General features: G+C 34.0%; 24 protein-coding genes and 1 pseudogene. 17 read left to right on the forward strand and 8 right to left on the reverse strand.

Annotated elements, in window-relative coordinates; translation table 11 throughout:
- Positions 1-1,085 precede the first annotated feature (1,085 nt).
- From ACH0CI_RS25550 to ACH0CI_RS25565, 4 genes are all read left to right on the forward strand, one after another.
- The gene (locus tag ACH0CI_RS25550; protein WP_048022250.1) at positions 1,086-2,426 is read left to right on the forward strand and encodes an FAD-binding oxidoreductase; all 1,341 of its coding nucleotides are present in this window, start codon (positions 1,086-1,088) and stop codon (positions 2,424-2,426) included.
- Positions 2,427-2,920: 494 nt separating this feature from the next.
- The gene (locus tag ACH0CI_RS25555) at positions 2,921-3,202 is read left to right on the forward strand and encodes a hypothetical protein (protein WP_226556553.1); all 282 of its coding nucleotides are present in this window, start codon (positions 2,921-2,923) and stop codon (positions 3,200-3,202) included.
- Positions 3,203-3,274: 72 nt separating this feature from the next.
- Complete coding sequence (locus ACH0CI_RS25560; RefSeq protein WP_406902431.1) at positions 3,275-3,517, forward strand: hypothetical protein; 243 nt, start codon at positions 3,275-3,277, stop codon at positions 3,515-3,517.
- A 208-nt stretch (positions 3,518-3,725) separates the two neighbouring features.
- Positions 3,726-3,914, forward strand: coding sequence for a hypothetical protein (locus ACH0CI_RS25565; RefSeq protein ID WP_014462141.1), 189 nt, complete (start codon positions 3,726-3,728; stop codon positions 3,912-3,914).
- 152 nt (positions 3,915-4,066) lie between these two features.
- Here the strand turns inward: ACH0CI_RS25565 and hepT are convergent.
- A pseudogene (hepT, locus tag ACH0CI_RS25570) lies at positions 4,067-4,470 on the reverse strand (type VII toxin-antitoxin system HepT family RNase toxin).
- Positions 4,471-5,022: 552 nt separating this feature from the next.
- On the opposite strand from hepT, the gene ACH0CI_RS25575 reads away from it, so the two are divergent.
- From ACH0CI_RS25575 to ACH0CI_RS25600, 6 genes are all read left to right on the forward strand, one after another.
- Positions 5,023-6,270, forward strand: coding sequence for a S8 family peptidase (locus ACH0CI_RS25575; protein ID WP_098112996.1), 1,248 nt, complete (start codon positions 5,023-5,025; stop codon positions 6,268-6,270).
- Between the two features lie 212 nt (positions 6,271-6,482).
- Entirely contained in the window at positions 6,483-7,163 is a 681-nt protein-coding gene (locus tag ACH0CI_RS25580) for a DUF1796 family putative cysteine peptidase (protein WP_226556551.1), read from the forward strand.
- Between the two features lie 140 nt (positions 7,164-7,303).
- On the forward strand, positions 7,304-7,999 hold the full coding sequence (locus tag ACH0CI_RS25585) for a DUF1796 family putative cysteine peptidase (RefSeq protein WP_098112995.1): 696 nt from the start codon (positions 7,304-7,306) through the stop codon (positions 7,997-7,999).
- A gap of 404 nt (positions 8,000-8,403) precedes the next feature.
- The gene (gene wecB, locus ACH0CI_RS25590; RefSeq protein ID WP_098112994.1) at positions 8,404-9,495 is read left to right on the forward strand and encodes a non-hydrolyzing UDP-N-acetylglucosamine 2-epimerase; all 1,092 of its coding nucleotides are present in this window, start codon (positions 8,404-8,406) and stop codon (positions 9,493-9,495) included.
- The gene (locus tag ACH0CI_RS25595) at positions 9,488-10,474 is read left to right on the forward strand and encodes a polysaccharide biosynthesis protein (protein WP_048022242.1); all 987 of its coding nucleotides are present in this window, start codon (positions 9,488-9,490) and stop codon (positions 10,472-10,474) included. Before wecB ends, ACH0CI_RS25595 begins: the two co-directional genes overlap by 8 nt.
- Positions 10,475-11,299: a dTDP-4-dehydrorhamnose reductase family protein gene (locus ACH0CI_RS25600; RefSeq protein WP_048022240.1), complete on the forward strand. Its 825-nt coding sequence runs from the start codon at positions 10,475-10,477 to the stop codon at positions 11,297-11,299. It begins immediately after the preceding gene.
- A gap of 207 nt (positions 11,300-11,506) precedes the next feature.
- On the opposite strand, the gene ACH0CI_RS25605 is transcribed toward ACH0CI_RS25600, so the two are convergent.
- From ACH0CI_RS25605 to ACH0CI_RS25620, 4 genes are all read right to left on the reverse strand, one after another.
- Positions 11,507-11,677, reverse strand: coding sequence for an SPOR domain-containing protein (locus tag ACH0CI_RS25605; protein WP_165574265.1), 171 nt, complete (start codon positions 11,675-11,677; stop codon positions 11,507-11,509).
- A gap of 310 nt (positions 11,678-11,987) precedes the next feature.
- Positions 11,988-12,611 carry a DUF1796 family putative cysteine peptidase gene (locus tag ACH0CI_RS25610; RefSeq protein ID WP_048022238.1) on the reverse strand — a complete coding sequence of 208 codons (624 nt, stop codon included), beginning with the start codon at positions 12,609-12,611 and terminating at the stop codon, positions 11,988-11,990.
- A gap of 137 nt (positions 12,612-12,748) precedes the next feature.
- Positions 12,749-13,666: an NAD-dependent epimerase/dehydratase family protein gene (locus ACH0CI_RS25615; protein ID WP_098112992.1), complete on the reverse strand. Its 918-nt coding sequence runs from the start codon at positions 13,664-13,666 to the stop codon at positions 12,749-12,751.
- Positions 13,667-13,780: 114 nt separating this feature from the next.
- The gene (locus ACH0CI_RS25620) at positions 13,781-15,004 is read right to left on the reverse strand and encodes a glycosyltransferase family 4 protein (RefSeq protein WP_098112991.1); all 1,224 of its coding nucleotides are present in this window, start codon (positions 15,002-15,004) and stop codon (positions 13,781-13,783) included.
- Positions 15,005-15,219: 215 nt separating this feature from the next.
- On the opposite strand from ACH0CI_RS25620, the gene ACH0CI_RS25625 reads away from it, so the two are divergent.
- From ACH0CI_RS25625 to ACH0CI_RS25635, 3 genes are all read left to right on the forward strand, one after another.
- A complete protein-coding gene (locus ACH0CI_RS25625; protein ID WP_226556550.1) occupies positions 15,220-16,110 on the forward strand; it encodes an NAD-dependent epimerase/dehydratase family protein in 891 nt (296 codons plus the stop codon).
- Between the two features lie 280 nt (positions 16,111-16,390).
- Positions 16,391-17,122 (forward strand): glycosyltransferase, encoded by a 732-nt coding sequence (locus ACH0CI_RS25630; protein ID WP_098112989.1) that lies wholly within the window; start codon positions 16,391-16,393, stop codon positions 17,120-17,122.
- 564 nt (positions 17,123-17,686) lie between these two features.
- Complete coding sequence (locus ACH0CI_RS25635) at positions 17,687-18,931, forward strand: glycosyltransferase family 4 protein (RefSeq protein ID WP_226556549.1); 1,245 nt, start codon at positions 17,687-17,689, stop codon at positions 18,929-18,931.
- Between the two features lie 34 nt (positions 18,932-18,965).
- Here the strand turns inward: ACH0CI_RS25635 and ACH0CI_RS25640 are convergent, their stop codons facing one another.
- Positions 18,966-20,048 carry a glycosyltransferase family 4 protein gene (locus ACH0CI_RS25640; RefSeq protein ID WP_406902432.1) on the reverse strand — a complete coding sequence of 361 codons (1,083 nt, stop codon included), beginning with the start codon at positions 20,046-20,048 and terminating at the stop codon, positions 18,966-18,968.
- A gap of 154 nt (positions 20,049-20,202) precedes the next feature.
- On the opposite strand from ACH0CI_RS25640, the gene ACH0CI_RS25645 reads away from it, so the two are divergent.
- The 3 genes from ACH0CI_RS25645 to ACH0CI_RS25655 all read left to right on the forward strand — a co-directional run bounded on the left by ACH0CI_RS25645 (position 20,203) and on the right by ACH0CI_RS25655 (position 21,823).
- Positions 20,203-20,919: a glycosyltransferase family 2 protein gene (locus tag ACH0CI_RS25645; RefSeq protein ID WP_205827165.1), complete on the forward strand. Its 717-nt coding sequence runs from the start codon at positions 20,203-20,205 to the stop codon at positions 20,917-20,919.
- A 145-nt stretch (positions 20,920-21,064) separates the two neighbouring features.
- Positions 21,065-21,589: a hypothetical protein gene (locus tag ACH0CI_RS25650; protein WP_014462121.1), complete on the forward strand. Its 525-nt coding sequence runs from the start codon at positions 21,065-21,067 to the stop codon at positions 21,587-21,589.
- A gap of 15 nt (positions 21,590-21,604) precedes the next feature.
- Positions 21,605-21,823, forward strand: coding sequence for a hypothetical protein (locus tag ACH0CI_RS25655; protein WP_014462120.1), 219 nt, complete (start codon positions 21,605-21,607; stop codon positions 21,821-21,823).
- A gap of 1 nt (position 21,824) precedes the next feature.
- Here ACH0CI_RS25655 and ACH0CI_RS25660 read toward each other — a convergent pair whose 3' ends face one another.
- Complete coding sequence (locus tag ACH0CI_RS25660; protein ID WP_098112986.1) at positions 21,825-23,108, reverse strand: glycosyltransferase family 2 protein; 1,284 nt, start codon at positions 23,106-23,108, stop codon at positions 21,825-21,827.
- Between the two features lie 262 nt (positions 23,109-23,370).
- Here ACH0CI_RS25660 and ACH0CI_RS25665 point away from each other — a divergent pair, with 262 nt between their 5' ends.
- Complete coding sequence (locus tag ACH0CI_RS25665; RefSeq protein WP_014462118.1) at positions 23,371-23,805, forward strand: hypothetical protein; 435 nt, start codon at positions 23,371-23,373, stop codon at positions 23,803-23,805.
- 206 nt (positions 23,806-24,011) lie between these two features.
- Here ACH0CI_RS25665 and ACH0CI_RS25670 read toward each other — a convergent pair whose 3' ends face one another.
- The gene (locus ACH0CI_RS25670; RefSeq protein ID WP_014462117.1) at positions 24,012-24,440 is read right to left on the reverse strand and encodes a spore coat protein; all 429 of its coding nucleotides are present in this window, start codon (positions 24,438-24,440) and stop codon (positions 24,012-24,014) included.
- Positions 24,441-24,448: the final 8 nt, after the last annotated feature.

Here is a 24,448-nt window from a genome sequence, read left to right on the forward strand (position 1 = left end):
CATGTATTAGGCACGCCGCCAGCGTTCATCCTGAGCCAGGATCAAACTCTCCGAAGAAATGTTTGACTTGCTCAATTTAAAAAATAAAAATTAACGTTGACGTTTGTCGCTTTGTTCAGTTTTCAAAGTTCAAGCGCCGCCCTTGAGCGACTTTAATATCATAACAATCCATTAAACAAATGTCAATAACTTTTTTAAAAATCGTTATCAACACTTTCTCTCTTAACGACGCTTTATTATTATAATTCACTTATTTTTAAAAATCAATAGTTTTTTATTTTTTATTTTAGTTGTATTTTGATCTCCTACCTGAATTGGTAACAATTATATTTCAGTTGTAAAATTTATAACTCAACCCAAAATAAGAGATTTGATGAAATAGTGTTCCATAGCTTAAACGAGACTTAATTAAAGTACCATACCCTTCAGAATATATGTTGAAACAAGAAAAAAGCAAAAAGATTAATCTTTTTGCTTTAAATTAACTATTGCTCTATTCTATAAAAAATAAAAACGATTAGTCTTTAGAAGTACAAGGTATATTAGGTACACAATTTGGAACGTCAGGTACACAGTTTGGTATCTTAGGCATACAGTTTGGCACTTTAGGTAGACAATGCGGTATCTTAGGCATACAACGTGGAACATCAGGTATACATCTTGGCATCATTTTTGTCCCTCTTTTCAATATTCATTTACTTATTATATGTATAAACCTAAGGACAAGCTTGTACGCTCGTCCAATATCATAGAAATTTTTCTAACTTAATATATTGACGCAGATAGAAATAAACTTAGTATAATTCCTTAAATCGCATAATCTTCAATTAACGTAATTCATTCAAAGAAATTAGAATCATTCAGTTCAATAATTTTTATCATGTCTAAATAGGTGCAACCTCTTTTTTCTTAATCCATAACCTTTCTAATAATAAAAATTTCTTTTCTAAAACATATTTATTACAAACAATACCTTTAACAACCTTGGCATATATTTTTTAGTTACTAGATAACTCACCCAAGAGTTTGTCCTATTTTCACATATACTAATATTAGAAATCTAACCTTTATTGGGAGTGAAATACATGTCAACACCGTTAACAGGACGAGTCATCTTTAAGGGAGATCCTGGCTATCAACAAGCGATTAAGAACTGGAACCCTTATGTTGATGTCTGTCCTCTTGTCTTTGTTTTTGCACAAAATTCTTACGATGTCAGTAATGCTATTAAATGGGCTCAGGAAAATAAAGTACCTTTACGTGTCAGAAGCGGACGCCATGCTTTAGATAAGAACCTTTCAGTAGTAAATGGCGGAATTGTTATTGATGTAAGTGACATGAATAGAGTTTGCCTTGATAAAAAAAGTGAGATTGCAACGGTTCAAACAGGAATTCACGTGGGTCCACTTGTAAAGATGCTAGCTCGAGAAGGCTTTATGGCTCCGTTTGGAGATAGCCCCACTGTTGGAATTGGAGGAATTACGATGGGAGGAGGATTTGGAGTAGTCTCACGATCAATTGGCCTTATAAGCGATAACCTTCTTGCCCTGGAAACAGTAGATGCCAAAGGCCATATTCTTCAAGCAGACCAATCTTGCAATAAGGACTTATTTTGGGCTTCTAGAGGTGGTGGCGGTGGGAACTTTGGATATAATACCGAATACACGTTTAAAGTTCACCGTGCCCCTAAAACTGCAACCGTCTTCAATATTATTTGGCCATGGGATCAATTAGAAACAGTATTTAAAACTTGGCAAGAATGGGCACCATTTGTAGACGAACGATTAGGGTGCATACTTGAGATTTACAGCAAAGTAAATGGTTTGTGTCATGCAGAAGGGATTTTCTTAGGTTCAAAAAAAGAACTGACTAAATTGTTAAAGCCTTTACTAAATGCTGGAACCCCAACACAAACAGTTATAGAAACATTGTCCTATCCAGATGCTATAGATTTCTTAGACCCTGACGAACCAATCCCTGGCAGATCCGATCAGAGTGTTAAATTTTCATCAGCTTGGGGACTTGATCTGTGGTCCGAAGAGCCTATTTCATTTATGAAAAAGTTTTTAGAAGAAGCTACTGGTACAGAAGCCAATTTCTTTTTTATAAATTGGGGTGGTGCTCTAAGCAGAGTACCAAGTAATGAAACAGCCTTCTTTTGGCGCCGTCCATTGTTTTATACAGAATGGACATCTAGTTGGGAAAATAAATCCCAAGAAGCTTCCAATCTTGCATCAGTTGAAAAAGTACGTCAACTAATGAAACCATATGTAAAAGGGTCCTATGTTAATGTTCCAGACCAAAATATTGAAAAGTTCGGAAAAGCATATTATGGGTCAAACTTCGCAAGACTTCGAGAAATAAAGGCTAAATATGATCCTGAAAATTTATTTCATTTCCCTCAAAGCATCCCACCATCTTGTTAATTACTCAAAATTCAATCAAGCCTCAACCTATACAACTGAATATTTAATATAGAAAGAACTATTGACGAAAAAAAGCAGCAATAGTTCTTTCTATATTTAAACCCTATATAGTATAGAAATCTCTTCAATACAATGGCCTGTATATCACACATAAAAATCTTTCACCTTAAAAAATTTATCCAAATCTATGAAAAAGAGCTTTACTATTACATATAACCCCTAAACCCCCTTGGCTTTTATAACAGGCTGTTTTAGAAGTCGTAGTTTCCTTAGGAAGGAAATGTTCGTCCAATTAGATCTTTTAACAATAAAAACACCCCTTGTACATTTAAATGTACTTACTCTCGTATCACAACAGCCACTAGACCTAATATGAAAGGCTCTTTTTACCGAATATAGGCTTTTTCATATTGCAGCTTGTCTACCTATGAATACACTATTAATGAGTAAAAGTGAATTTACTCACGTCTTCTCCCTAACTTATCAGAAAAGAGGTGATCGCAATAGAAAGGAATAATTATCATCATAATAAAAAATCTAATTGCAGCTCAAAAAACAAAAAGAAAAAAAGAGAAAAAAACTGCACCTATATTAGCATTTATATTTATAACCATGCAGAAACTGGAGGACAGATTAGTGGTAACCACAGTCAAAATGCTAATCAGGGCGGTCAGGTTGCTAAACATGGTGGACAAAATGCGAACCAAGACGGTGTAATTGTTAAAGAATGTGGAAGAAGAAATAAAAATGCTAAAATAAAAAAAGTTCAGTTTTGAAGAGAAGTGAAGAAAAAACCATTCTAATAATATTTCGCAAAATCCCTCTAAAATATAAGGGGTATAGAAAAGGTGATTAAAATACAAACATATTATATGAAGTATAATTTTAAAAATGGTATGTATTATGTAGACAAGTCCTTCCCACAAAAAAAGAAGAAAAGAAGTGTAAGTATTAATCCCCCAGCAGAAACAGCCAGTAAGAACCCTAATTCTGAAATAGCTACTCATGCTTATAACGTAGGAATCGGATTTACAAACACTGAGATAATTTCTTCAAGGATAATTGTAATAGATGGCGGTATGAAGTTTTAGCTAGTGTGGAAATTCCATTATATGTAAGGACTTAAAAGAGATTTCATATAACAATTCCCTCTTAAAGTCCTTATTTTCAATCACAAAAAAAGATTAAATGAAAATGATTAAATAGTACAAGCCTTTGCTTAAAACTTACATATAATAAATTAAATATAGATTCATATGATCTGTATTTAATTTGGTATAGCAAGGGGGGACACCGCGTATGATTCCAGAGGTTTTGAGAATTCTTGATCCTGGCACACCGATTGCAAGTGTACTTTTAAGCGGTACTCAAATTAATAACGTTATTTTTTCAAGCTTCGATGAGGCAAGATCTTTAGCTTATTTCGCTACTTCAGCAGGAGTGATTGTTTTAGACGCTGAAGAAATCCAAGGTCTGCAAACAGCTTAATTATTTAAATTAGGACAAGCATTTAGTAGGGAAGCTTGAAAGTATGCTTCCCTACTGTCTAAATATATATTAGATACAACTTTAAGAGATATAACTATTCATTTAGAACAAAAACGAAGATTGTAGGCCTAAAGGTTCTAACACAAACTTAATTACATAATATGTAAGTTTCTATACACCTTATATTTACCAATGCCTTTCCAAAGCCCATAATAAAGAATTTGCTTTGTATAGATAGTAAAATCACTTAAATGTTTGTCCAAAATTTGCTGAAGAATATCTTGATTAATGGCTTGATAATCGTGAACAGCAATATTTTTGAAACCTACCATAGCTTTCATTCTATAAACAATCTCGCTTGTAATAATAGATTGAGACTCCTACATATCAAAAGCTTCTCTGCTCGTTTTTGGAAGACCCAAACGTTCTTCAGCTACAATGAGCATCGCTAAATCAATAAAAGCTTGGCAAGCGCGTTGTATATTTAAAATAATAGAGTCCTGTTTCGTATAATCCAGTAAGTTTTGGGAATTTTGCTGGTATACGTGTAGGACATATTGCATGTTTCAATCACATTTATTTTATTTAAAATGATATCATTTTAAATAAATACTCCCAGTCTCATCTACTTTCTGCAGTACACCTTTGCACACACCTTTAAAGCCTTCATTTGCTCATTCATACGCAGCGTGTCATCATCTGAATAAATAACAATGCCTGTCGTATAATTTTGGCTAATGGCTTTTCTCATACACAAGATGACGTAGAACAACCTGTAAATCAGGGCATTAAAGAAGGCAAAATTGCAGATTTAGAACACGTTTCTGGACCTTCAGATGACGATGATCTCGAAGAATTTAGCGATTTTTAAAGACTAAGCCACTAGATATACTAGTGGCTTTCTTTCTAATTACAAATTTGGTGCTTTAAAGCGAGACATAACACTCATTATCTAAAGATAAATTAGTAATATGACAGATAGGATAACTTTTCACTTTTAATAACTCTCTTAAAATACACAATTATTTGTTTAAATAAAGACTCTGTCCAAACCCTTTTAATAAATCGTGAATACTCTATAAAGAGTGCGATTTCCAGGAGGGAACAAATGCTTAATTTATTAGCTACTACTTTATCAGTTTCTGTTGTTATCCTGTTGTTTTATGCAGTGAAATATATTATTAAGATTTTAAAACAACAATCAGTCAAAAACCTAAGAACCATTTCAATAAAAAAGGCATCACCACTATTTAAGCGCCGTATCAACGCTAGTACTAAGGAATTTACAGCTGATGATTTTCAGAACTCAAGCCAAATCATTGTAAAGTTCAAAAAGAATGTGTGCTTTGAAAACCAAGTAAATATTCATCGTAAGAATAAATGTACACTGATATATCACAACAAAGATCTTGATTTCCAGGTCTTACATTCTAAAAAAAAGATTAATGACTTAATTAAACGCTATAGTGAATTAACTGAAGTAGAATACGCAGAACCAGATTATACATTTAAAGCTTCATATACCCCGAATGACCCCTTTTTTCCTTATCAATATGGTCCTCAGAAGGTACAAGCCCCAGATGCTTGGGATGTTACTACTAGTAATGGAAATATAAAAATTGCTATTGTAGACACGGGAATTCAGTTAAATCATCCTGAACTATCTATTAAGCTTTGGCCTGGCTATAATTTTGTAGATGGAAATCTAGTTCCTAACGACGGTAATGGACACGGAACTCACGTAGCAGGCATAGCTGCAGCCCTTACAGAGAATGGTTTAGGCATTGCAGGAATGGCTCCGTCAGCATCAATAATACCCGTTCGTGCTCTTGACAACAGTGGAAATGGTCTATTGAGTAATATTGCAAATGCAATTACCTATTCAACAAATGCAGGAGCAAAAGTTATTAATTTGAGCCTAGGTTCAACTCAAAGTTCAATCACTTTAGAGAATGCCGTGAATTACGCTTGGAGCCAAGGAGTAGTAGTTATAGCTGCAGCCGGAAACGAAGCTTCTAGTACCCCAACATACCCAGCTGCTTATCAAAATGTAATCGCTGTGGCCTCTACAGATAGCAATGATCAAAAATCTGATTTTTCCAATTTTGGCACTTGGGTAGATGTTGCTGCTCCAGGTTCAACAATTTTGTCTACTTATATAGGCAGCTATTACGCATATCTAAGCGGTACTTCTATGGCTGCCCCTCATGTTTCAGGACTTGCAGCCTTGCTAGCAGCTCAGGGAAAAACCAATCTCCAAATTAGAAATACTATTCAATCCACGTGCGATGTAGTACCAGGTACAGGATTATACTGGACTTATGGAAGAATTAATGCAAATCGAGCAGTTCGCTAGCATTAAACTTTAAAGAATTCATCTATTGCGGGTGTTAACAATTTTATTTAACACAGGTCTATAAAGGGTATAAAAAGCGCTGAAACCCCGATTATCAGTGCTTTTTATATTATAAGAGCAACTTACTGAATAACCATGTACATGTATGTCTTCTAAGTAAATCTACCAATCAAATATGTGTATATAAAAATTTAAATAATAGGAGAATTAATGTGAATTTACAGGATGTTAAAGGGCAATATGATTTAATCATTAGCTTAGGTAGTGCTTGTAATCCTGCACTACAACTGAATCGATTAAATTTGAGAAGTTTTACCTCAAGTCCACTTGACTGGAGCTATTCTCCGTATCTTTCAGATGTAAATAGACTACTTCAGAATAAGTTTAATGGATTTATGCAGATTGAGAATATGAGTTTAGTAGATGACAGCGGAGATTATGTATATTTTAATGATAAAATGCTTAGATTTCCTCATCAAAATCTATATAAATCAACTAAATCTTATATTATACAGGACACTTATTACAATATCTTCTCAGCTCATGATTTTGCTATAGTGCCTAATAAAGATTGGACCGATATGTATCCAAAATTCAAAAAAAACCTTGATTACAGAGTTAACAGGTTTATGAAAAAGATGATGAGCAGTAAATCAATTTTGTTTATAAGGTGGGGAGCTAAATATGAGGAAGCAACTGAATTACAAAAAATCTTATCCTCTCTTACAAAAGCGCAGATTAGAATACTTATCCTTAATCCCGTAGACGGTATACAGACTCCTACCGAAGTTGACTGGGAAATTAATAATGTATGTATGGTCAGTGTACCACACGATCCAAATAATGTTTCGACTTGGGACTATGTTCTAGATGGAATATTACTACGTCACTAGATGGGCGCCACGTGGAAATCTATCCTATTCAGTCCCAGTGTCTTTTTAACTAAGACTTTCTTATAAATATATAGTTACTTTGTCCAATCAAATGTACAAGGTTTAGCATTTACTATAATAGGATTGCTAAATAAAAAGGGATGATTATATTGAATTTACAGGATATTAAAGGATCTTATGACTTAATGCTAGGGCTAGGTAGTTGGTGTGGTCCCTCCCTTAATTTAAGAAGACACAATTGGAGAAGATTTTCATTCCCTCTAGACTGGATGATATCTAATTCAATTGCTGATGTCAGTAGGTTGTTAAAGAATAAATTTAGTGGATTTATGGACCTTGAAAATCTACAGCGAACTGATGGATATGCTCATTTTCTTGATGACGGTGTCGCAATTTTCCCTGAAGAAGGTGGAACAGAACCAGTTAATGCTCATTTTATTCACGATATGCATTACAACATTATTTCTGTTCATGATTTCCCAATCATTCCAAATGTAGACTGGACTGTAATGTATCCTTCTTATAAAGAGAAGCTTAATCAACGTATCACGAGATTTTTTGAAAAAATTGAGAATAGCCCTTCTGTTTTATTTATTAGATGGGGAGCAGCTACTCCAGAAGAAGCGATAGAATTAAAAACCACATTATCGGAATTAGTAAAAGGTCCATTCAATATACTACTACTTCAACCTTTAGACGGATTAAAAGGCGTAATAGATATGAACTGGACAATTGATGGAATTTGTTCAGTTCAAGTACCTCTAGACAACCCAAATGATGAAGCTGTTTGGGACTATGTGCTAAATGGATTAAGTCTAACTAATTTTTGGGCTTAATTTCCACAACTATTTTCATACAATTTTATGTAATAAGAATAAAATTAAGCATCAAAGACCTTGTTTCTTTTTAAAAAGGAAGCAAGGTCTTTTCTGATTTTCGAACCCCTGTATTTACTCTTTAAATATTCGTACTCGACGGCCTAAAATATAAGATTTTAGCCTCTAGGAGAGAACTTACAGAGAAAGATTTAAACATTGAACCACAAAAAAAGCAGCCATCATTCTTATTAAATTAAAGAGGAGGGCTTATCATTTTAGACTTATCACTTTTTATTGGGAAGATTAATAGATTAGCCTATAGCAAGAAAAAAGGAAAAGCATATTTTAATAAATAAGGGGCCGAATGCGAGTTAGGAGAGGGTAATTATGCTTATAAATAAGGTGGATAGGGTGTGTAAAGAATGAAAGTTATGACTATTTTGGGTACAAGGCCCGAAATTATACGTTTAAGCCTCATTATTAAAAAGTTAGATGAATATGCTTCACAGCACGTTTTAGTGCATACAGGACAAAATTTCACTCCTTCATTAAGTGAGGTATTTTTTCAAGAGTTAAACATACGCAAACCAGACTATATATTGGCTAATCAGCAGCTCTCATTAGGTGAACAGTTATCGAAGATGTATAAAGAGCTCGAACAGCTATTTTTAAAAGAAAAGCCGGACAAAGTTTTAATATTAGGCGATACTAATAGTGGTTTAAGCGCAATTCTAGCAGAAAGAATGGGTATATCAGTCATTCATATGGAGGCCGGAAACCGTTGTTTTGATTTAGAAGTGCCAGAAGAAAAGAATCGTCGAATTATTGATGCAATATCGAGCTTTAACCTCCCCTATACTCCTCAAAGTAAAGAAAATTTAATTAAAGAAGGTATTCCCTCAAATCGTATTATTACTTCTGGAAATCCAATTAACGAGGTTTTAAAACATTATGAATCTTCCATTGAAAACAGCAACATTCTTAATGAACTATCCTTAGAAAAAAGTGACTATTTTCTAGTTACAGCCCATCGTGCGGAAAATGTAGATCATGAAGATCGACTGTTGGAAATCATGAAAGGTATTAATATGGTAGCTGAATTTTACCAAAAGAGAATAATATGCAGTATTCATCCTCGTACTAAATCCCGGATAGAAAATATTCCACTGCTAGAAGTCCATCCATTAGTAGAATACCATGAACCTTTTGGTTTTTTTGATTTTGTAAATCTAGAAAAGAATGCTTTTTGTGTCTTAACAGACAGCGGAACAGTTCAGGAAGAATGCTGTTTGTTTCATATTCCTACGGTAACTATTCGCAAAACAACTGAAAGACCAGAAACCATTCAGTGTGGAAGTAACATGCTGTCAGGAATAGATGCTAACCAAATCGTAACCTGTGTTCATGTAATGGTGAACCAATTAAAAAATTGGTCGTACCCTGAAGGATATGGTCATGTAGATGTTTCAGACAAAGTAATTAAAGTGGTACTAGGAGGAATGAAAGGTGTTTAATAATAAGACAATTTTAGTAACAGGTGGCACAGGTTCTTGGGGGTATGAACTTGTTAAACAATTACTAACACATAACCCTAAAGAAATACGTGTTTTTTCAAGGAATGAATCAAATCAATTTACTATGAAGCAAGAATTTGATAATCATCCTAAGTTAAATTTCATTATTGGAGACATTAAGGAAAGAGAAGCACTAATTGAAGCGTGTCAGGGCGTAAATTATATCTTTCACTTAGCTGCTTTAAAACATGTTCCTGTATGTGAAGATCAACCAATCGAAGCCTTAAAAACCAACGTACATGGTACTCAAAATGTAATAGACGCAGCAATAAGCTGTGATGTAGATAGAGTAGTTTATATTTCCACTGATAAAGCGTCAAATCCAGCTAATTTTTACGGTTTATCAAAAGCAATGGGGGAAAGATTAATCATTCACGCTAACACATTAAATACTAAAACTAAATTTGTTTGTATACGTGGAGGAAACGTTCTAGGAACTAACGGAAGCGTTATTCATGTATTCAAGAAACAAATTCAAGAAAAAGGGAAAATCGGTATTACTGACCCTGGGATGACTCGTTTCTTTTTAACATTAGAGGATGCGATAAAGCTGGTTTTTAAAGCCACATTTGAAAGTCTAGGTGGGGAAATATTCGTCATGAAAATGCCTACTTGTCGAATTATTGACTTAGCAAATGTACTAATAGAAGCTTCTGGAAAAGACAAGATTGAAATTGAAATATTAGGTATAAGACCTGGAGAAAAAATTCACGAGCTTCTGTTATCCGAATATGAAAGCGCAACAACTGTTACTTATGATGATGAGTATTATGTGATTCTACCTCCAATTTATATTAAAGGCTTAAAAGAATATTATTCAAACTATGCTCAAGTAAACTTAGAAAAATATGATTCAAGTAAACAAGTGATTAGTAAAGAGGAAATTAGAGAGATGTTGCTGAAAGGCGGGTTTATCTAAATGAAAGTACTAATTCTTGGTGGAAAAGGAATGGCAGGGCATGTAATTACTAAATATTTTATACAGCATACAAATCATGATGTTTTCTGTACATCAAGAGACCCGAAAGATAAAGATGCTATTTACTTGGATGTAACTGACTTTAAGCATGTTGAAGAGACTATAGAATCTATTAAGCCCCATGTCCTCATTAATTGTATCGGAATTTTAAATGAACACGCTAGTCATAATCCGATGCGTGCTTTTCAGGTAAACAGCCTACTCCCACATCAGTTGGCCAAATTTGTTGAACGTCATCAAGGAAAATTAATTCATATCAGTACAGATTGTGTTTTTTCAGGGGCAAGAGGAGATTATACAGAACATGATGTTCCGGATGGTACCTCTGTATATGCTCAATCTAAACAGCTTGGTGAAATTATTGACGAAAAACATTTAACAATCCGCACCTCTATAATAGGACCTGAGTTAAAGGAGAATGGCATTGGCTTATTTCTTTGGTTTATGAAACAAAAGGGTACCATTAAGGGTTATAAAAAAGCATTATGGAATGGAGTAACAACATTAGAATTAGCTAAATCGATTGACTTCTTCTTAGAAAATAATACTTCCGGACTCTATCATTTGCACTCACCGAAAAAAATATCAAAGTTTGCATTACTAGAATTAATTAAAGATATCTTTAAAAAAGATGATGTCAAAATTATTCCTAATCAGGATGTAATATTGGATCGTACTATTATTAGTACTCGGACAGATCTTTGTTATCCAACTCCTAGTTACCAACAGATGTTAATGGAGCTGAAAGAGTGGATGTCAAAATAAATAGCACTAACTATGAGTAAAAGAAAAACATGATAAAATGAGAAGCACTAAAAATGATTTCTCCTTTATTGTATTATGGGAAACAGATAATAAAATTCATTGTATACTTCTACAAGAATAGACAGCTAGACTATTTCTATAAAAATAGCTTAGCTGTCTATTCTTATTCTAATTTATAGTAAAATGAAAATAAAGTTACATTAGAGATTATTCAATGTGCTCAGGTATCACGTATACAGTAAGACCGTAGCGTTCTTTTATTTCCTTTGCAACTTGTTCTGCTATAATCTTATCAATAAATGCTCCTGTTATAATTCGATAACGTTGCTTTCCAGTTATATCGTATCCTTGTTTCAACTCTATTTGTTTATTATCCATATCCTTTCCCCCCTTATCCGGTTAACAAATTAGTTTTTTTAACATTGACTTTTATATAGGCACCTCGAAAAGCACCTTAACCTTCGCAAGGAAAAGTTTTTTGCACTGTATCCATTTCAATTAATACAACTTGTCCATTAGTATTGTATAGAGATTATATGTATAGAAAATATTAAATAAGCTTCAAGAGGCAAGTGAGTACATACACCAAATAAGTATGGTGGAGGTTTTCTTCCCATTCAAATCTCCTAAAGATGTCATTTGAAAAACATAACCTTTTATAAATACATTAAAGGGAAAGCTAACGTACTTATAAAAGGGAAACACCATCAAGTATCCTTTTCCAATAATGATTATTTGCGTTCCATTTATCTTGATTGGGTAATTCAATAGCACAAACTTTATTTAGCGACCATTCTTTTTCAACTAAATCATTCACATCCGTATGATTAATAATTAGAATGCTAAAGTCACTTTCAATCATAGTAGATAAAATGCTCTCAAGCTCTGCAGCTTCTTCACGATTAGCTTCCGTTCTAATAAACAGAATACGCTGGCCAGTAGATAAATTCTCTAAAAACCGGTGAATTCTTCTATCGTACTTCTCTTTAACCTCCCCGTATCCTCCTAAGTGAGAAAGTGTATTTTTATCAGTCTTAAAATCGTGGTTAAACCCTATATTATAAATTTCATCCCACACTAATAAATCCCAATCAGATACGTACTGGATTATCCTTAAATTATCCGGGTTTAAAAAGTCAGCAAACTGATCTTTCAAAAGCATGTTTACCTTTTTCAAATCCGGTGAGGATACCCAATCTAAAATCCCCGCAAATTTTCTTAAGTTATTGTCTCTCAGTTGAAGAGATGTCAAACATAAATCGCCTAAACTAAAAATGGCGCTATATGCCCCTTTTAAATCTTCTAGTTTCATATGGGTTGCTCCTTAAAGGGTCTTATTGTACAAGGCTATACAATATTAAATGCAGGCCTATCCTAAAATGTTAGGGCTAATGAGCATATAGTTAATAAAATAGACAACTAGTTAAGAAATGTAGAAAAGCTTAAATACTAAGCTTTTTTTCTAGAGAAAGTATATGTTTCCTTTAACCCCTCTAAAACAGATACTCTTGAAGACCATTCTAATAGCTTTTGTGCTTTCTCACTGTCGAGACAACTATGTTTGATATCCCCAGGTCTTCCTTCTGTATAAACAACATCAATATTAGAACCATGAATATACTCAAGGTTTTTTAATAAATCGTTCACTGAAGTTTTGTTTGTAGTACTGGCATGAACAACCTCTTGGTTCCCTTTTTTAATTGCTGCAATATTAGCTTGAACAATATCTTTTACATATATAAAATCACGTGTCTGTTCCCCATCACCATGAATATTAAATGAAAGCCCTTTGCTCAACCTTTCTAAAAAAACTGCTACTACTCCGCCTTCTCCTTTTGGCGTTTGCCGTGGCCCATATACATTTCCGTATCGAAGAATTGTATATGGTAAATTATACAAATAATGAAATAGACGTATATACGATTCAGCAGCTAGTTTCGACAGACCGTAATAAGAAGCTGGCACAGTTGCATCTTGTTCAGTAATTAAGTCCTTTTGTAGATTTCCATATACAGCTGAAGTAGAGGCAAATATAAACTTACCTACCGAAGCATCTCTACAGGCTTCCAGCAAATTTATAGTTCCTTTTATGTTCACATCTGCGTCATATTGAGGCGATTGGATAGATCGTGAAACATCTGCCTGAGCAGCTAAGTGAAAGACTACGTCAGGCTTTTCATCTAGAATGATTTGTTTGGCTTGATCACTACATATATCTTCTATATGAAAAGTAGCAAGAGGGTGTATATTATCATACTTTCCAGAAATTAAGTTATCAATTATGTGGACATTAAAGCCTTGTCTAATGAGCTCTTCTACAAGATGGGAACCAATAAATCCCGCCCCACCAGTTACTACAGCCTTCATATACTATTCTCTCCTCTTTAAAGTTTTAATAGTATATGTCACCTATAGGGCTCCTGTATAAGCTACCTACCCAATCATTTCCAAAAAAGACATTTAGCTTCCTTTTCGATATATTTACATTTCACTCTTATGTGAAAGCACCTCTTTATAAACATCTAGAACTTTTTGAACTGCATCTTTCTGATCCCAATGTTTTAAAGCCCATTCTTGTGCATTGGCTCCTAACATGCCTCTATATGCTGGATCTATTAGCAAATTATAAAGATTTTCACATAACGATGTGGCATCACCTGCCGGGAAAATTAATCCTGTGGATCCATGCTGAACCATTTCAGGTAATCCCCCTGCGTCACTTACTATTACTGGTTTTTTAGCAATCTGAGCTTCAATAACTGATAAAGGTTGATTCTCTATAAGACTTGGCAAAACAAAAATGTTAGCAAGAGAGAGTAAAGAAGGCACATCGTTTCTATTACCTAAAAATAAAACCCTCTTACCTAAACCGAGCGCTCTACTCTGAGCCTTCAACTCAGCTTTTTGATCTCCATCTCCAACGACCCAGCAGACCCAGCCTTTCTTAATTTTTTTGAGTTCACTGAGAGCCTTTAATAGATGATGAATACCTTTAATTTCAGCTAATCTCCCTGTATAAATAATTACTTGTTGACCAACTGGTGGATGAACCTTAGATGGTGTTTGCATTCGCTTTAAAAAAGAATCTATATCATATCCGTAATGAAACACTTTAAGTTGATGCTCATTAACCCTAAATTCCTGAATTAAAATTTCCTTTAACCAATGATTTGCAACTATAGTACAATCAGCAGCCATAGCACCTGTATGTTCAAGTTCATTAAAATATTTAGTAGCTATATCAGCTGTAGGAGCCTTCAAAATGTCTTTGATGTAGCGATTTAACTCGTGAGCAACACAACCATGTATAGTTGCTACCACCGGCGTTTTTACACTCTTTAAGGAACGAATACACGCAGTTGCTACAACGTCTTGTGTGTGAATTAAATCATATTGGTTGATATTTAACCGAGAAACACCTCTTGTATAACCAATACGTTCTTTTTCATAAAATTTCACTACTGGATCTTTATATAGAATAGGAGTATTTTTCTCATGTTGTTCCAATTCTTCTACTAATGATAGTTCATCTTTAATTACCTCTATATTTTTATTAACAATATGAACTGATTTATTTCCAAGTCCATGTCCAAGTAAATCTACTTCATGACCTAACCCTTCAAGTTCTTGCTTTAATTGCTGCATATAATTCCAAACTCCACCTACATGGGGAACTTCCCAAAATGTAGCAAGCAGTATTTTCATTATGTTCTCTCCTCTTCCCATAGCATTCACGTTCTAAAAGTCTCTCTATATAGGTATTCATGGAATTTGGTAATGCTATAGACCTCTGCCTGTATTTTTACCCTATGTTTTAGGATCGTGTCTTGTTGAGCATTAGATGAAATATTTAGCTTTTTAAGCATACATCTATAATAAGTTTTATTTATTAGATTATTATTCAGAGTGGGGTGTCGTTAGTGGATAAGAAACCTACGTTACTAATTACCGGTGCTAGTGGATTTACTGGACTTCACGCATGTGATTATTTTTCAAGATTAGAGTTTGACGTCGTAGCTATCACAAACATGAATTCATTTTCTAATAAGCAAATTAAATGCAGAACATGCAATCTATCTAATAATGAGTCAGTAAAGGAGTTAATTTCAATAACCAAGCCGGACTACCTCCTTCATTTGGCAGGTCAAAACGCTGTGGGATTATCCTGGGATAATCCCATTCAATCTCTAGAAGTAAATGCAATGGCTACAGCATACTTACTCGATGCTCTTAGAAAAGAGATGCCTTCTTGTAAAGCTGTTATTGTAGGTTCTGCTCTTCAGTTTGATCCAACGGTTCCAGCCACGTTTAATCACCCCTATGGTCTGAGTAAGACCATTCAAACCCTCATTTCGCAATTTTGGTCAAATCAATACAATATGAATGTTGTTATCGCTCAACCATCAAATCTTATAGGTCCTGGCTTCTCTAAAGGAGTTTGTTCCATTTTCGCTAAAAAAATTATAGATATGGAGAAAGCAGGGGAAGAACAATATCTGAGGGTCAGTAACTTAAATAATCATTTTGACTTCTTAGACGTACGAGATGCCGTTAGAGCCTATGATTTTCTACTTAGAAAAGGAGAGAATGGGCGTTCGTACAATGTCTCCTCCGGAAAAAATCATTCTTTACAAGATGTTATAAATATCTTCAAAAAGATAACTTCTATCAAGTTTCAAGTGAAAGTAGATGATACAAGTCCGTTAAATACTTTTGTTACTTTAAACCCTACAGCACTAACTGAATTGGGTTGGCAACCAACTATAACATTAGAATCTACTATCCAAGACATTATTGAATTTTATCGTTAAAGAACCTTTCTATCGTTAGAATCCCTTCCCCTTTACCTTTATGGAGAATCAAAATTCAAGCGCGTAAAAGTAACCATTCTCTTATAAAATCGAATGTTTTATGTAAATGAAGTTTCTGAGAAAGCATGTCACTTAAGGAGGTTTATGCATATTCTAATCAAGAGTGTGCTTTCATTAATAAACTTAAAATGATCATCTTCACCTTTTATTCACCTGCAAAAGTCGTAATTTAGACTACGTTTCACTTATGCTATTAAAAATTTTTTTCGGAGGGGAAACAATGGGTCCAAAAGTATCAATAATTATTCCTTTTTACAACTGTGCCTTTGTCGATCAAGCGATCGAAAGTGCCTTAAACCAAACTTATGAAAATATCGAAGTAGTTGTGGTAGACGATGGTTCAACGTCCCACACTGCGAAGATAGAGTCATTTAAAGATAAAATTGTTTATATAAGAAAAGAAAACGGTGGAACGGCTACTGCAATAAATACTGGTTTATTCGTTGCTACAGGAGAGTATATAGCTTGGTTAAGCTCAGATGATTATTTTGTTCCTGAAAAAATTTCTAAACAGCTAAACTTTATGACGCAAAAGAACATAGATGCCAGCTTTACTAACTTTGACTACATTAATAAAGATAATGAAGTTTTAATACCTTGGTGCTGTAAACGTTTCTCCAGTTTAGAAGAAGTGTATAACGCCTACTTAACGTATAATGCTATCAACGGTTGTACCATTCTTATAAAAAAGAAAATCTTTGATGAAATTGGGATTTTTTCTCCGGATTTTCGCTATACTCAGGATTATGAGATGTGGTTTCGTATGCTTGTTAATGGCTATGAAATCCATTATTATGATGAAGCACTTACAAAATTTCGTTCTCATGAACATTCGGGCACCAGCAGATACCAAAATGAGATGAGAGAAGAAATGAAAACTATCGAGTTTCATTACCGCCCTCTGCTGCAAAAATATATCAGCAAGTCAAAATCACACCCTTCGCAAGATTAGGTGAGCTTACTCTTCTATGATTACCCTTCCCCCCCTATTTATTCCTTTTATAAGCATTCCACTCGTTACTTTCATTTAATAAATGAAACGCATTATTAGGACACAAGTTTATCTTTCACTCTAAAAACTTTACATGGAAATGTGTAAAGTTTATTACATACAAATCTGTATGGAAACTTTAATAAACACACTTTGTAAAAAAATTTGCAAAACTTGTCATTATATTTATCTACTATCAGCGTGCACTCGTCCGTGCCAATTAAAAATTTTGGACATATTATATAAATAGGGATTTGCAAAACAATAAAAATTTAAGCATATATCAATTTTGAGAAAAGAAGGGACATACATGAAGGATAATAAGGATTCGTTATTTGATGAACATCTAATTGAGTTTTTAAATGAAATAAAAACTAATTTACCTACCAATTATAAGATACCTGATCCTGGGGTTGTAAGTATAATTCTTTCTCATACTAAATGAAGTGCTTTAGACGTTGAAAATTCTTATTCTTCTCCTCTTCCTATTGAATAGAGAGAAAATAATTAAAGGATGATTATAAAATGAAGATTTTATTAGTTTCCTATTACCCACTCCCCTATACCGGAGGCGTTTGGACATTTGTCTCCTCACTCCAACAGTCACTGAAAGAGTCAGGTCATACAGTTCATGTCCTTAGTCAGACGCCTGATTTAAATAAATATCGAATCATTGGACAAAAGCCAGAAATAGATATTAAAGTTTTTTCCTCCTATATTGAAGAAAAATTGCTTACTGAGCTTCCTTCACTCCCAGTGAAGAGTTGGATATACAACACTGAGTTATTTCGTTATAGCTTAGAGCTTTCGGCAGCATATTATAATCTTCAGCAATATGACCTCATACATGCGCTAGATGTCACAGCGGCAAACGCTATAAATCGAGTTAAACCTCCTCATACCCCACTTGTGACTAGTGCTCTTGGAAATCTGTCAAAAGATATTTTTTTCACACTCAAAACCATGCATCCTCATAAAACAGACAAACAAATAGAGGCCACATTTGAATATCAATATCACCAGGTAATTGAGAAGTTAGGATATGAGGCAAGTGATTTCATTCATAGTCCAACCGAATGGATGTCTCATAATATCGTAGATAATTTTTCTATTCCTTCAGAAAAAATTGTTACCTTCCCATATGGAATTAATAGCCAAAAGTTCCATATGGATGCCATAGAAAGGCCATTTATCGGGCCTAAGCAGAGTAGAAAAATTATCCTTTATATGGGAAGGCTCGTCTATTTAAAAGGCATTCATCACCTCTTAGATGCCCTTTCCCTCTTAAAAGAAGAGAGAGAGGATTGGGAATGCTGGATACTGGGGGAAGGCGAAATTAAAGGGGCATTAGAAAAACAATGCACAAACTTAGATCTAAAAGATAAAGTTAGATTTTTAGGTGCTTCGAATAATGTTCTTCATTTCCTTAGAGAAGCCGATATCTTTGTTCACCCTAGTATTCACGATACTCAGCCTTATTCTGTTATGGAAGCCCAGCTTGCAGGTCTTCCTGTTCTTATTAGCGATACAGCTGGATTACCTGAAATGATTGAAGTGGGAAGGAGCGGGCTAGTCTCTTCTGTAGGAAATATTTATGAACTGTATGAGCAATTAAAGTATTTGCTTGCAAATGATTTACTTCGAAACCAGCTAGCTTCTTGTACAAAAGAGTGGGCTCAAGATAAATGGGACCTTAACAAAATGGTTACTAATTTTTTGTCGCTTTACGAACAAGCAGAAAAACTTAACACAGAAAATCAAGAAAAATAAAATACCAGATACTAGAAAATATCTGGTATTTTATTTACTTACTGAGGTTTAGTCCCAGTGATTGAATCATTGAAATAAAATTCACACAGTATAAATCTGGGTTGAAATTTACTTTTACGTGCTCAAAAGCATCTTTACGTATCTTTTCTCTTAACTGAGAATCCGTCATTAACTCCTTTGCCTCTTTAACAGCTTCGGTAACGTCACCTAATGTATAGTATTTCCCCGTTTTATTATGAATAATTGAGCTTCTTACGCCATCGGAGTCAGTGGTTAAAACCGGACATTTACAACTCATCGCTTCAAGAAGAGAATATGGGGCTCCTTCTACCTTTGAAGTAGAGCATAAAAATCCGCCTGATTCCCCTATCATGGAAAAATAAACGGCCATTTGATCATTCGGAACGTTTGCATGAAGAAAAAGATGTTTTTCTAAATCTAACTGTTTAATTAATTTTTCAAATTGACCTCTTTCCTTAGCTTCGCTTAGAGTAGGGTCTTCAAACATATGTAATCGTATGTTTGAATTGTGATTATGGATTAATTCGCTACCGATTTTTAAGAACTCTCTCCAATTTTTGTTATCTTCGATTCGCCCAATCCATGCGACGTTAGGCTGATGACTAGTAGGTACAGCTTTATAGGAGAACTGATTAGTATCAAAACAATTGTTGAAACTAAACTTTGGAAATGAGGGGTAGAGTTCATCTAGTAATTGCACGATATGAGGAGTCTTGGGATTAAGAAATCCTGAAGCATAGTTAGTGACAAGAGGTATAGCATCTGTAAGAGCAGATTTCGCTGTACTTTTTGGGCCGTATCCTTGTATTTCAATAATCATTTTCCCTTGATATCCAAGCGATCTAAACCGAGGAAGAGCTTGAAAATCTGAGACAATGACAATGAGCCTATAATCTCCTTCATCAAGTATTTTTTTAATTTCATGGTCTTCATTCGTTACAAACGTTTGGGTCCCATGGTCATTTATGCTTTTCTTTCTATTTTCATAATAAAGGCAATGAGCATTAATGTTGTACTTTTTAAGGGCTTTACACCTTTGACGATTTAACGTTTCTACTCCTCCACTTGGAACATAAAACACGAATAATACATTCATTTTCCCTCTCCACCTTTACGTGTAGAATTAATAAACTTCTATTTCATATGTAAACCGTCTTACATATGTTAATAAATGCGATGTAAATTTAAAAATTGTTATTTTTCCTAAAAACATAATCACAGATTTTTAATTCTTGAAAGGAGAAGTGAATATGTCAAAAGTATCTATTGTTGTGCCATTCTTTAATTGCTCTTATATCGATCATGCACTAGATAGTTTAACTAAACAGACCTACACCAATATTGAAATTATAGTAGTAAATGATGGATCTACTAAGCATACGGATAAAATCCTTCCCTATTTAGATAAAATCATCTATATTATAAAAGAAAATGGTGGCACAGCGAGTGCTTTAAATGTAGGAATTCAGCAAGCAACAGGTGATTATATATGTTGGCTTAGTTCTGATGATATTTATGATCATCGTAAAATCGCCATACAACTAGAATCGATGAAAACTCATAATGCCTTTTTTAGTCACACAAATTACTACGCCATCAATTATAGAGGACGAATCATTAGTCCGCCTTTAGGTATTCAGACGTTAAATAAATTAGATCTTATCACTAGAATAAGCAAAGGAAATATTATTAACGGCTGCTCAATTATGATTCACAAAAGTGTGTTTGACCATGTGGGTCTTTTTGACGAGACACTTCTTTATACTCATGACTATGACTTATGGTTACGAATCATTCAAATATTCGATTTACAATACATCCCTCAGCCCCTTTTGTTATCAAGGATACATGAAAATATGGGGAGCAAAAAATATGCTTCTTTTATAAAAGAAGAAAACAAAATTGTAATTAATAGTCATAAACACGTAATGGAACAGCTAGCGTTAAAATATAAAGAACACTCTTAATTACTATTTAGTTCTTGCTACTGTATAAGAAAGGCGGATTTTTAAGTAAATTAGGTAAACCGCCGAGCACCTTAAAATCGGATAAGCATATTATAAAACATAGATAATAATGCAAAAACTTTGCTTTAAGAAAGGATGAATTCTATTGGCACTATCAAGTGAAGCAAGAGCAGCGTTGTTAAAAAACCTGCTTTCATTACCTCAAACAGTCAACACAACTACTACTTCTGCTACAGACCTTTTAAATGCTGTCAACCCTGCTACTACTGTAACTAACGCCTTAAATACTATTAATCCTACTACTGTCGTAACAGATCTTTTAAATACTGTTAATACAACTACAACTGGCCTTTTAAATACCGTTAATACGACTACAACTGATATCTTAAACACTACTACGGGCCTTGTAAGTACTACTACTACTTCTGCTAGTGATCTTTTAAGAAATCTTCTCTCCATATTAGCAGGACTACCAATTTCATCTGGTTCAGCCCCGATTAGAAACGACTTAAAAAATCGTGTTAATCAAACAGTTCAACTATCTACACCAAATGAAACCATTACAGGTGTTTTACTTGCTGTTTTATCAGACTACGTGGCAGTTGCCGAAAGTGACGGATCGTTAAACTATATCCCACTTTCTAAAGTTGAAACAGTATCATCACTTTAAGGAAGGAGTCATACTATGTTTGAAAGTACTTTAGTAGCTGAATTAACAAAGCGTATTGGTACACCAGTCGAAATCGCACTAGCAGATGGCTTTGTTGAAGGAATTATCACTGCTGTAACAAATGGCCTTATTACAATCCTTCAAACTGTGGGATATGGATATGGCGGAACTACTCTTCCTTTAACTATTGCTCTTCCATCAATTACTTCAATTAAAATTTCACCAGTTGCGTAAACTAGTCAAGGTATTTTAAGAAATCACTCCAACTGGAGTGATTTTTTTTCGTGATACTTAACGGATGTTCCCTGACGTTATAAACTGTCATATCCTTATATAACAATCGATGTGTTTTTATTAGATCATTTAATACACTTACATCCTCATACATTCGTCCTCCTTCAAAATCAATTAAAGGAAACCCGTTATTTTGTTTTAAAGTCGACGTGCGATAGATGCGAGGTCCTAAGGGAAATACATAAGAAAGAAGGTCGTTTCTATTGAGAATCGCTCGTCCTTTCCTTAACCCTTTATACCTTATATTTTCTTCTCCATTCTGCTTCCATGCTCTTAAATTACCGTAGAGAACAGCTACATCTTCCTTTAAATTTTCTAAACATCTTCTTATAGTGTAAAATGCATCTGGGTCTAGCCAGTCATCGGCATCTAACTCCATGACAAATTCTGTTTCAACATATGATAGAGCCGCATTAAGAGCCTTTGCTTTCCCACCATTATCTTTACTAAGAAACCTAAAACCTGGTGTGTTTTTAAAACTTTTTATAATCTCTAGGGAATGATCGTTTGATCCATCATCAACGACTAGTATTTGCTCTGGAAGGCTACTTTGTAGAATGCACGAGTTAATAGCTATTCCTACGTAATTACCCATATTGTAATTAGCTATCATAACCGTAATTGAAGGAGGTATGTTCTGTGTTTCTAATTTTTGCTGATACTTTTCGATAAAATTCAATTTTTGAAGGTGACTACTGGTCTTATCTATAGATACCTGATTAACTAATTTATTGGGTGAAGGAAGGATAGATAGTTCATTTATTTGTGAAAGCCAAGATGGAAGAACTGATTCTTTAAATGGAAGATAACTCTTAGATAAGAAAGGGTTTTGCTTCAGAAAAGATGTTTTTATGAGAAACGGTCTTTTTATAACTTTATTATTAATTATAAAATCGTAAGTCATAGCACCTTTTTTATCATTTAAAGTTAATGTGTGCTTCATTACATTATCATTCAAATAATCATAACTATACAAAAACATAACATATTCACACGACAATCCGTGAATGTAATAATTTAACGTTAATCCTAGGTCATTATTTATTAAGTTTATACATTGTATCTTTGTGTCTTCAAAAGTCATTCCTGATTGCAGTAAAGTCTCTGGTATGTCCAAGATTATAATTTCATTTATGCGGTTATTGATAAAATGTAACGAGTCCACGGCCTTTTTTATCGAACTTGAGTTTACATAACCAACTAAAAATATCTGAATATCCCTCATTTATATTCCTCCGTCCTTAAGAACGCTAACTATGCTGCAGCTTCATGATACCTTATTTATTGTTTTTCATACCTTCAGTTTATGTGTATTGATCTATATGTATGGTTTAAACCTAAACGCTTTTTATAAAAAAGCATTCTTAATTGTATCTTGATTTAATTGAGAACAGTTTAATTAACCTTATAAATTAATTAGTTTGTCCAATCACTGGGGGACAAGTTTTCATATAGTAATAGTACAAAGAAAGGGGGTTTAAAATACCATGACAATATTATTAGATTCTAGAACATCTCAAAATGCTAGTATTGCTAACTCTATTTCTATCCCTATTACACTTCTCTCTAATCCAGGTCTATTCGGTCAAATTGGCCTCAACGTTACAAGTGCTACAGGTGCTATCCGTACTCAATTAAGTGGTACTGTAGCTTGCCAATTACCACTCCTCCCTGTCGCAACTACTGTTACAATTACTATTGTAAGAGGTACTGCCTTTAACGACCCAGTTGTCTACTCTTCGTCGGAGGCGTTGAATATTAATCTTTTAGGACCACAGCTTTTTACGTTTACTGCTTCAGATTTTAACGTACCAAAGCCAGCTTCTAACCTTTTAATTTACACAGCTTTTATCACTTGTAACATCCTAGGAACTGTGAGAGTTGGACCAGAAAGTTTTAATGGAGTTGCTTATTCGGATTAAGGATATTATTGAATTTTATTTAATAAAAAAGTCTTCGCTTTTGCAAACGCGAAGGCTTTTTTACTTTCTTTTATTTACTAAAACACGCACGAATAAATTTAGCTAAATGCATTCACAGAATAAAAATTCCTCTTTATTCTGTTTTCCTATATAGGATTAAAATGATTTCCCTTCCTTGTTTTTACGCTCAGAAGGTTAGTTACATATTAAAGGATGTCTAATGTAACTAAGATAGCGATTAATACTTGTAATAGTACTTGAAGGTTTACAGCGATATCTGTGTCAGTAGCTGTAACATTTACATTTGTAGAGTTTTCAATAATTGTTTTTTGAGAATTTTTTTGTTTAATGCTAGCGAATTGTTTTAGTTCTTCAACGACGCTGTTTCCTTGAACATTATCACCGATTGTAATACGAACTACTACTGCAATAGCTATTTGTAAAGCTACTTGAATAGTTGCTGCTATTTGAGTATCTGTTGTTTGTACTCTAACACCTTCTGAATCTTTAACAATAATTTTCTCAAAAGATTTTTGTTCAGTAGCTGCTATTTGATCAGCTTCTTGCCATACGTCTCTACCACTGAACCGTTTATTTTCACAATGGTCTAGTGCTCTCCATTTTCTTTCACCCATTTTTCTCA

Origin of the sequence: Priestia sp. 179-F W1.4 NHS, assembly GCF_045369295.1 — a bacterium.
Classification (GTDB): domain Bacteria; phylum Bacillota; class Bacilli; order Bacillales; family Bacillaceae_H; genus Priestia; species Priestia zanthoxyli.

What these genes read in the sequence shown, in the direction of transcription:
- ACH0CI_RS25565 (WP_014462141.1), top strand. Translation starts at nt 3,726, where the DNA reads ATGATTCCAGAGGTTTTGAGAATTCTTGATCCTGGCACACCGATTGCA.
- ACH0CI_RS25660 (WP_098112986.1), bottom strand. Translation starts at nt 23,108, where the DNA reads ATGAGGGATATTCAGATATTTTTAGTTGGTTATGTAAACTCAAGTTCG.
- ACH0CI_RS25620 (WP_098112991.1), bottom strand. Translation starts at nt 15,004, where the DNA reads ATGAAAATACTGCTTGCTACATTTTGGGAAGTTCCCCATGTAGGTGGA.
- ACH0CI_RS25615 (WP_098112992.1), bottom strand. Translation starts at nt 13,666, where the DNA reads ATGAAGGCTGTAGTAACTGGTGGGGCGGGATTTATTGGTTCCCATCTT.
- ACH0CI_RS25610 (WP_048022238.1), bottom strand. Translation starts at nt 12,611, where the DNA reads ATGAAACTAGAAGATTTAAAAGGGGCATATAGCGCCATTTTTAGTTTA.
- ACH0CI_RS25640 (WP_406902432.1), bottom strand. Translation starts at nt 20,048, where the DNA reads ATGAATGTATTATTCGTGTTTTATGTTCCAAGTGGAGGAGTAGAAACG.
- ACH0CI_RS25645 (WP_205827165.1), top strand. Translation starts at nt 20,203, where the DNA reads ATGTCAAAAGTATCTATTGTTGTGCCATTCTTTAATTGCTCTTATATC.
- ACH0CI_RS25655 (WP_014462120.1), top strand. Translation starts at nt 21,605, where the DNA reads ATGTTTGAAAGTACTTTAGTAGCTGAATTAACAAAGCGTATTGGTACA.
- ACH0CI_RS25670 (WP_014462117.1), bottom strand. Translation starts at nt 24,440, where the DNA reads ATGGGTGAAAGAAAATGGAGAGCACTAGACCATTGTGAAAATAAACGG.
- ACH0CI_RS25605 (WP_165574265.1), bottom strand. Translation starts at nt 11,677, where the DNA reads ATGGATAATAAACAAATAGAGTTGAAACAAGGATACGATATAACTGGA.
- ACH0CI_RS25665 (WP_014462118.1), top strand. Translation starts at nt 23,371, where the DNA reads ATGACAATATTATTAGATTCTAGAACATCTCAAAATGCTAGTATTGCT.
- ACH0CI_RS25550 (WP_048022250.1), top strand. Translation starts at nt 1,086, where the DNA reads ATGTCAACACCGTTAACAGGACGAGTCATCTTTAAGGGAGATCCTGGC.
- ACH0CI_RS25585 (WP_098112995.1), top strand. Translation starts at nt 7,304, where the DNA reads ATGATTATATTGAATTTACAGGATATTAAAGGATCTTATGACTTAATG.
- ACH0CI_RS25575 (WP_098112996.1), top strand. Translation starts at nt 5,023, where the DNA reads ATGCTTAATTTATTAGCTACTACTTTATCAGTTTCTGTTGTTATCCTG.
- ACH0CI_RS25630 (WP_098112989.1), top strand. Translation starts at nt 16,391, where the DNA reads ATGGGTCCAAAAGTATCAATAATTATTCCTTTTTACAACTGTGCCTTT.
- ACH0CI_RS25635 (WP_226556549.1), top strand. Translation starts at nt 17,687, where the DNA reads ATGAAGATTTTATTAGTTTCCTATTACCCACTCCCCTATACCGGAGGC.
- wecB (WP_098112994.1), top strand. Translation starts at nt 8,404, where the DNA reads ATGAAAGTTATGACTATTTTGGGTACAAGGCCCGAAATTATACGTTTA.
- ACH0CI_RS25600 (WP_048022240.1), top strand. Translation starts at nt 10,475, where the DNA reads ATGAAAGTACTAATTCTTGGTGGAAAAGGAATGGCAGGGCATGTAATT.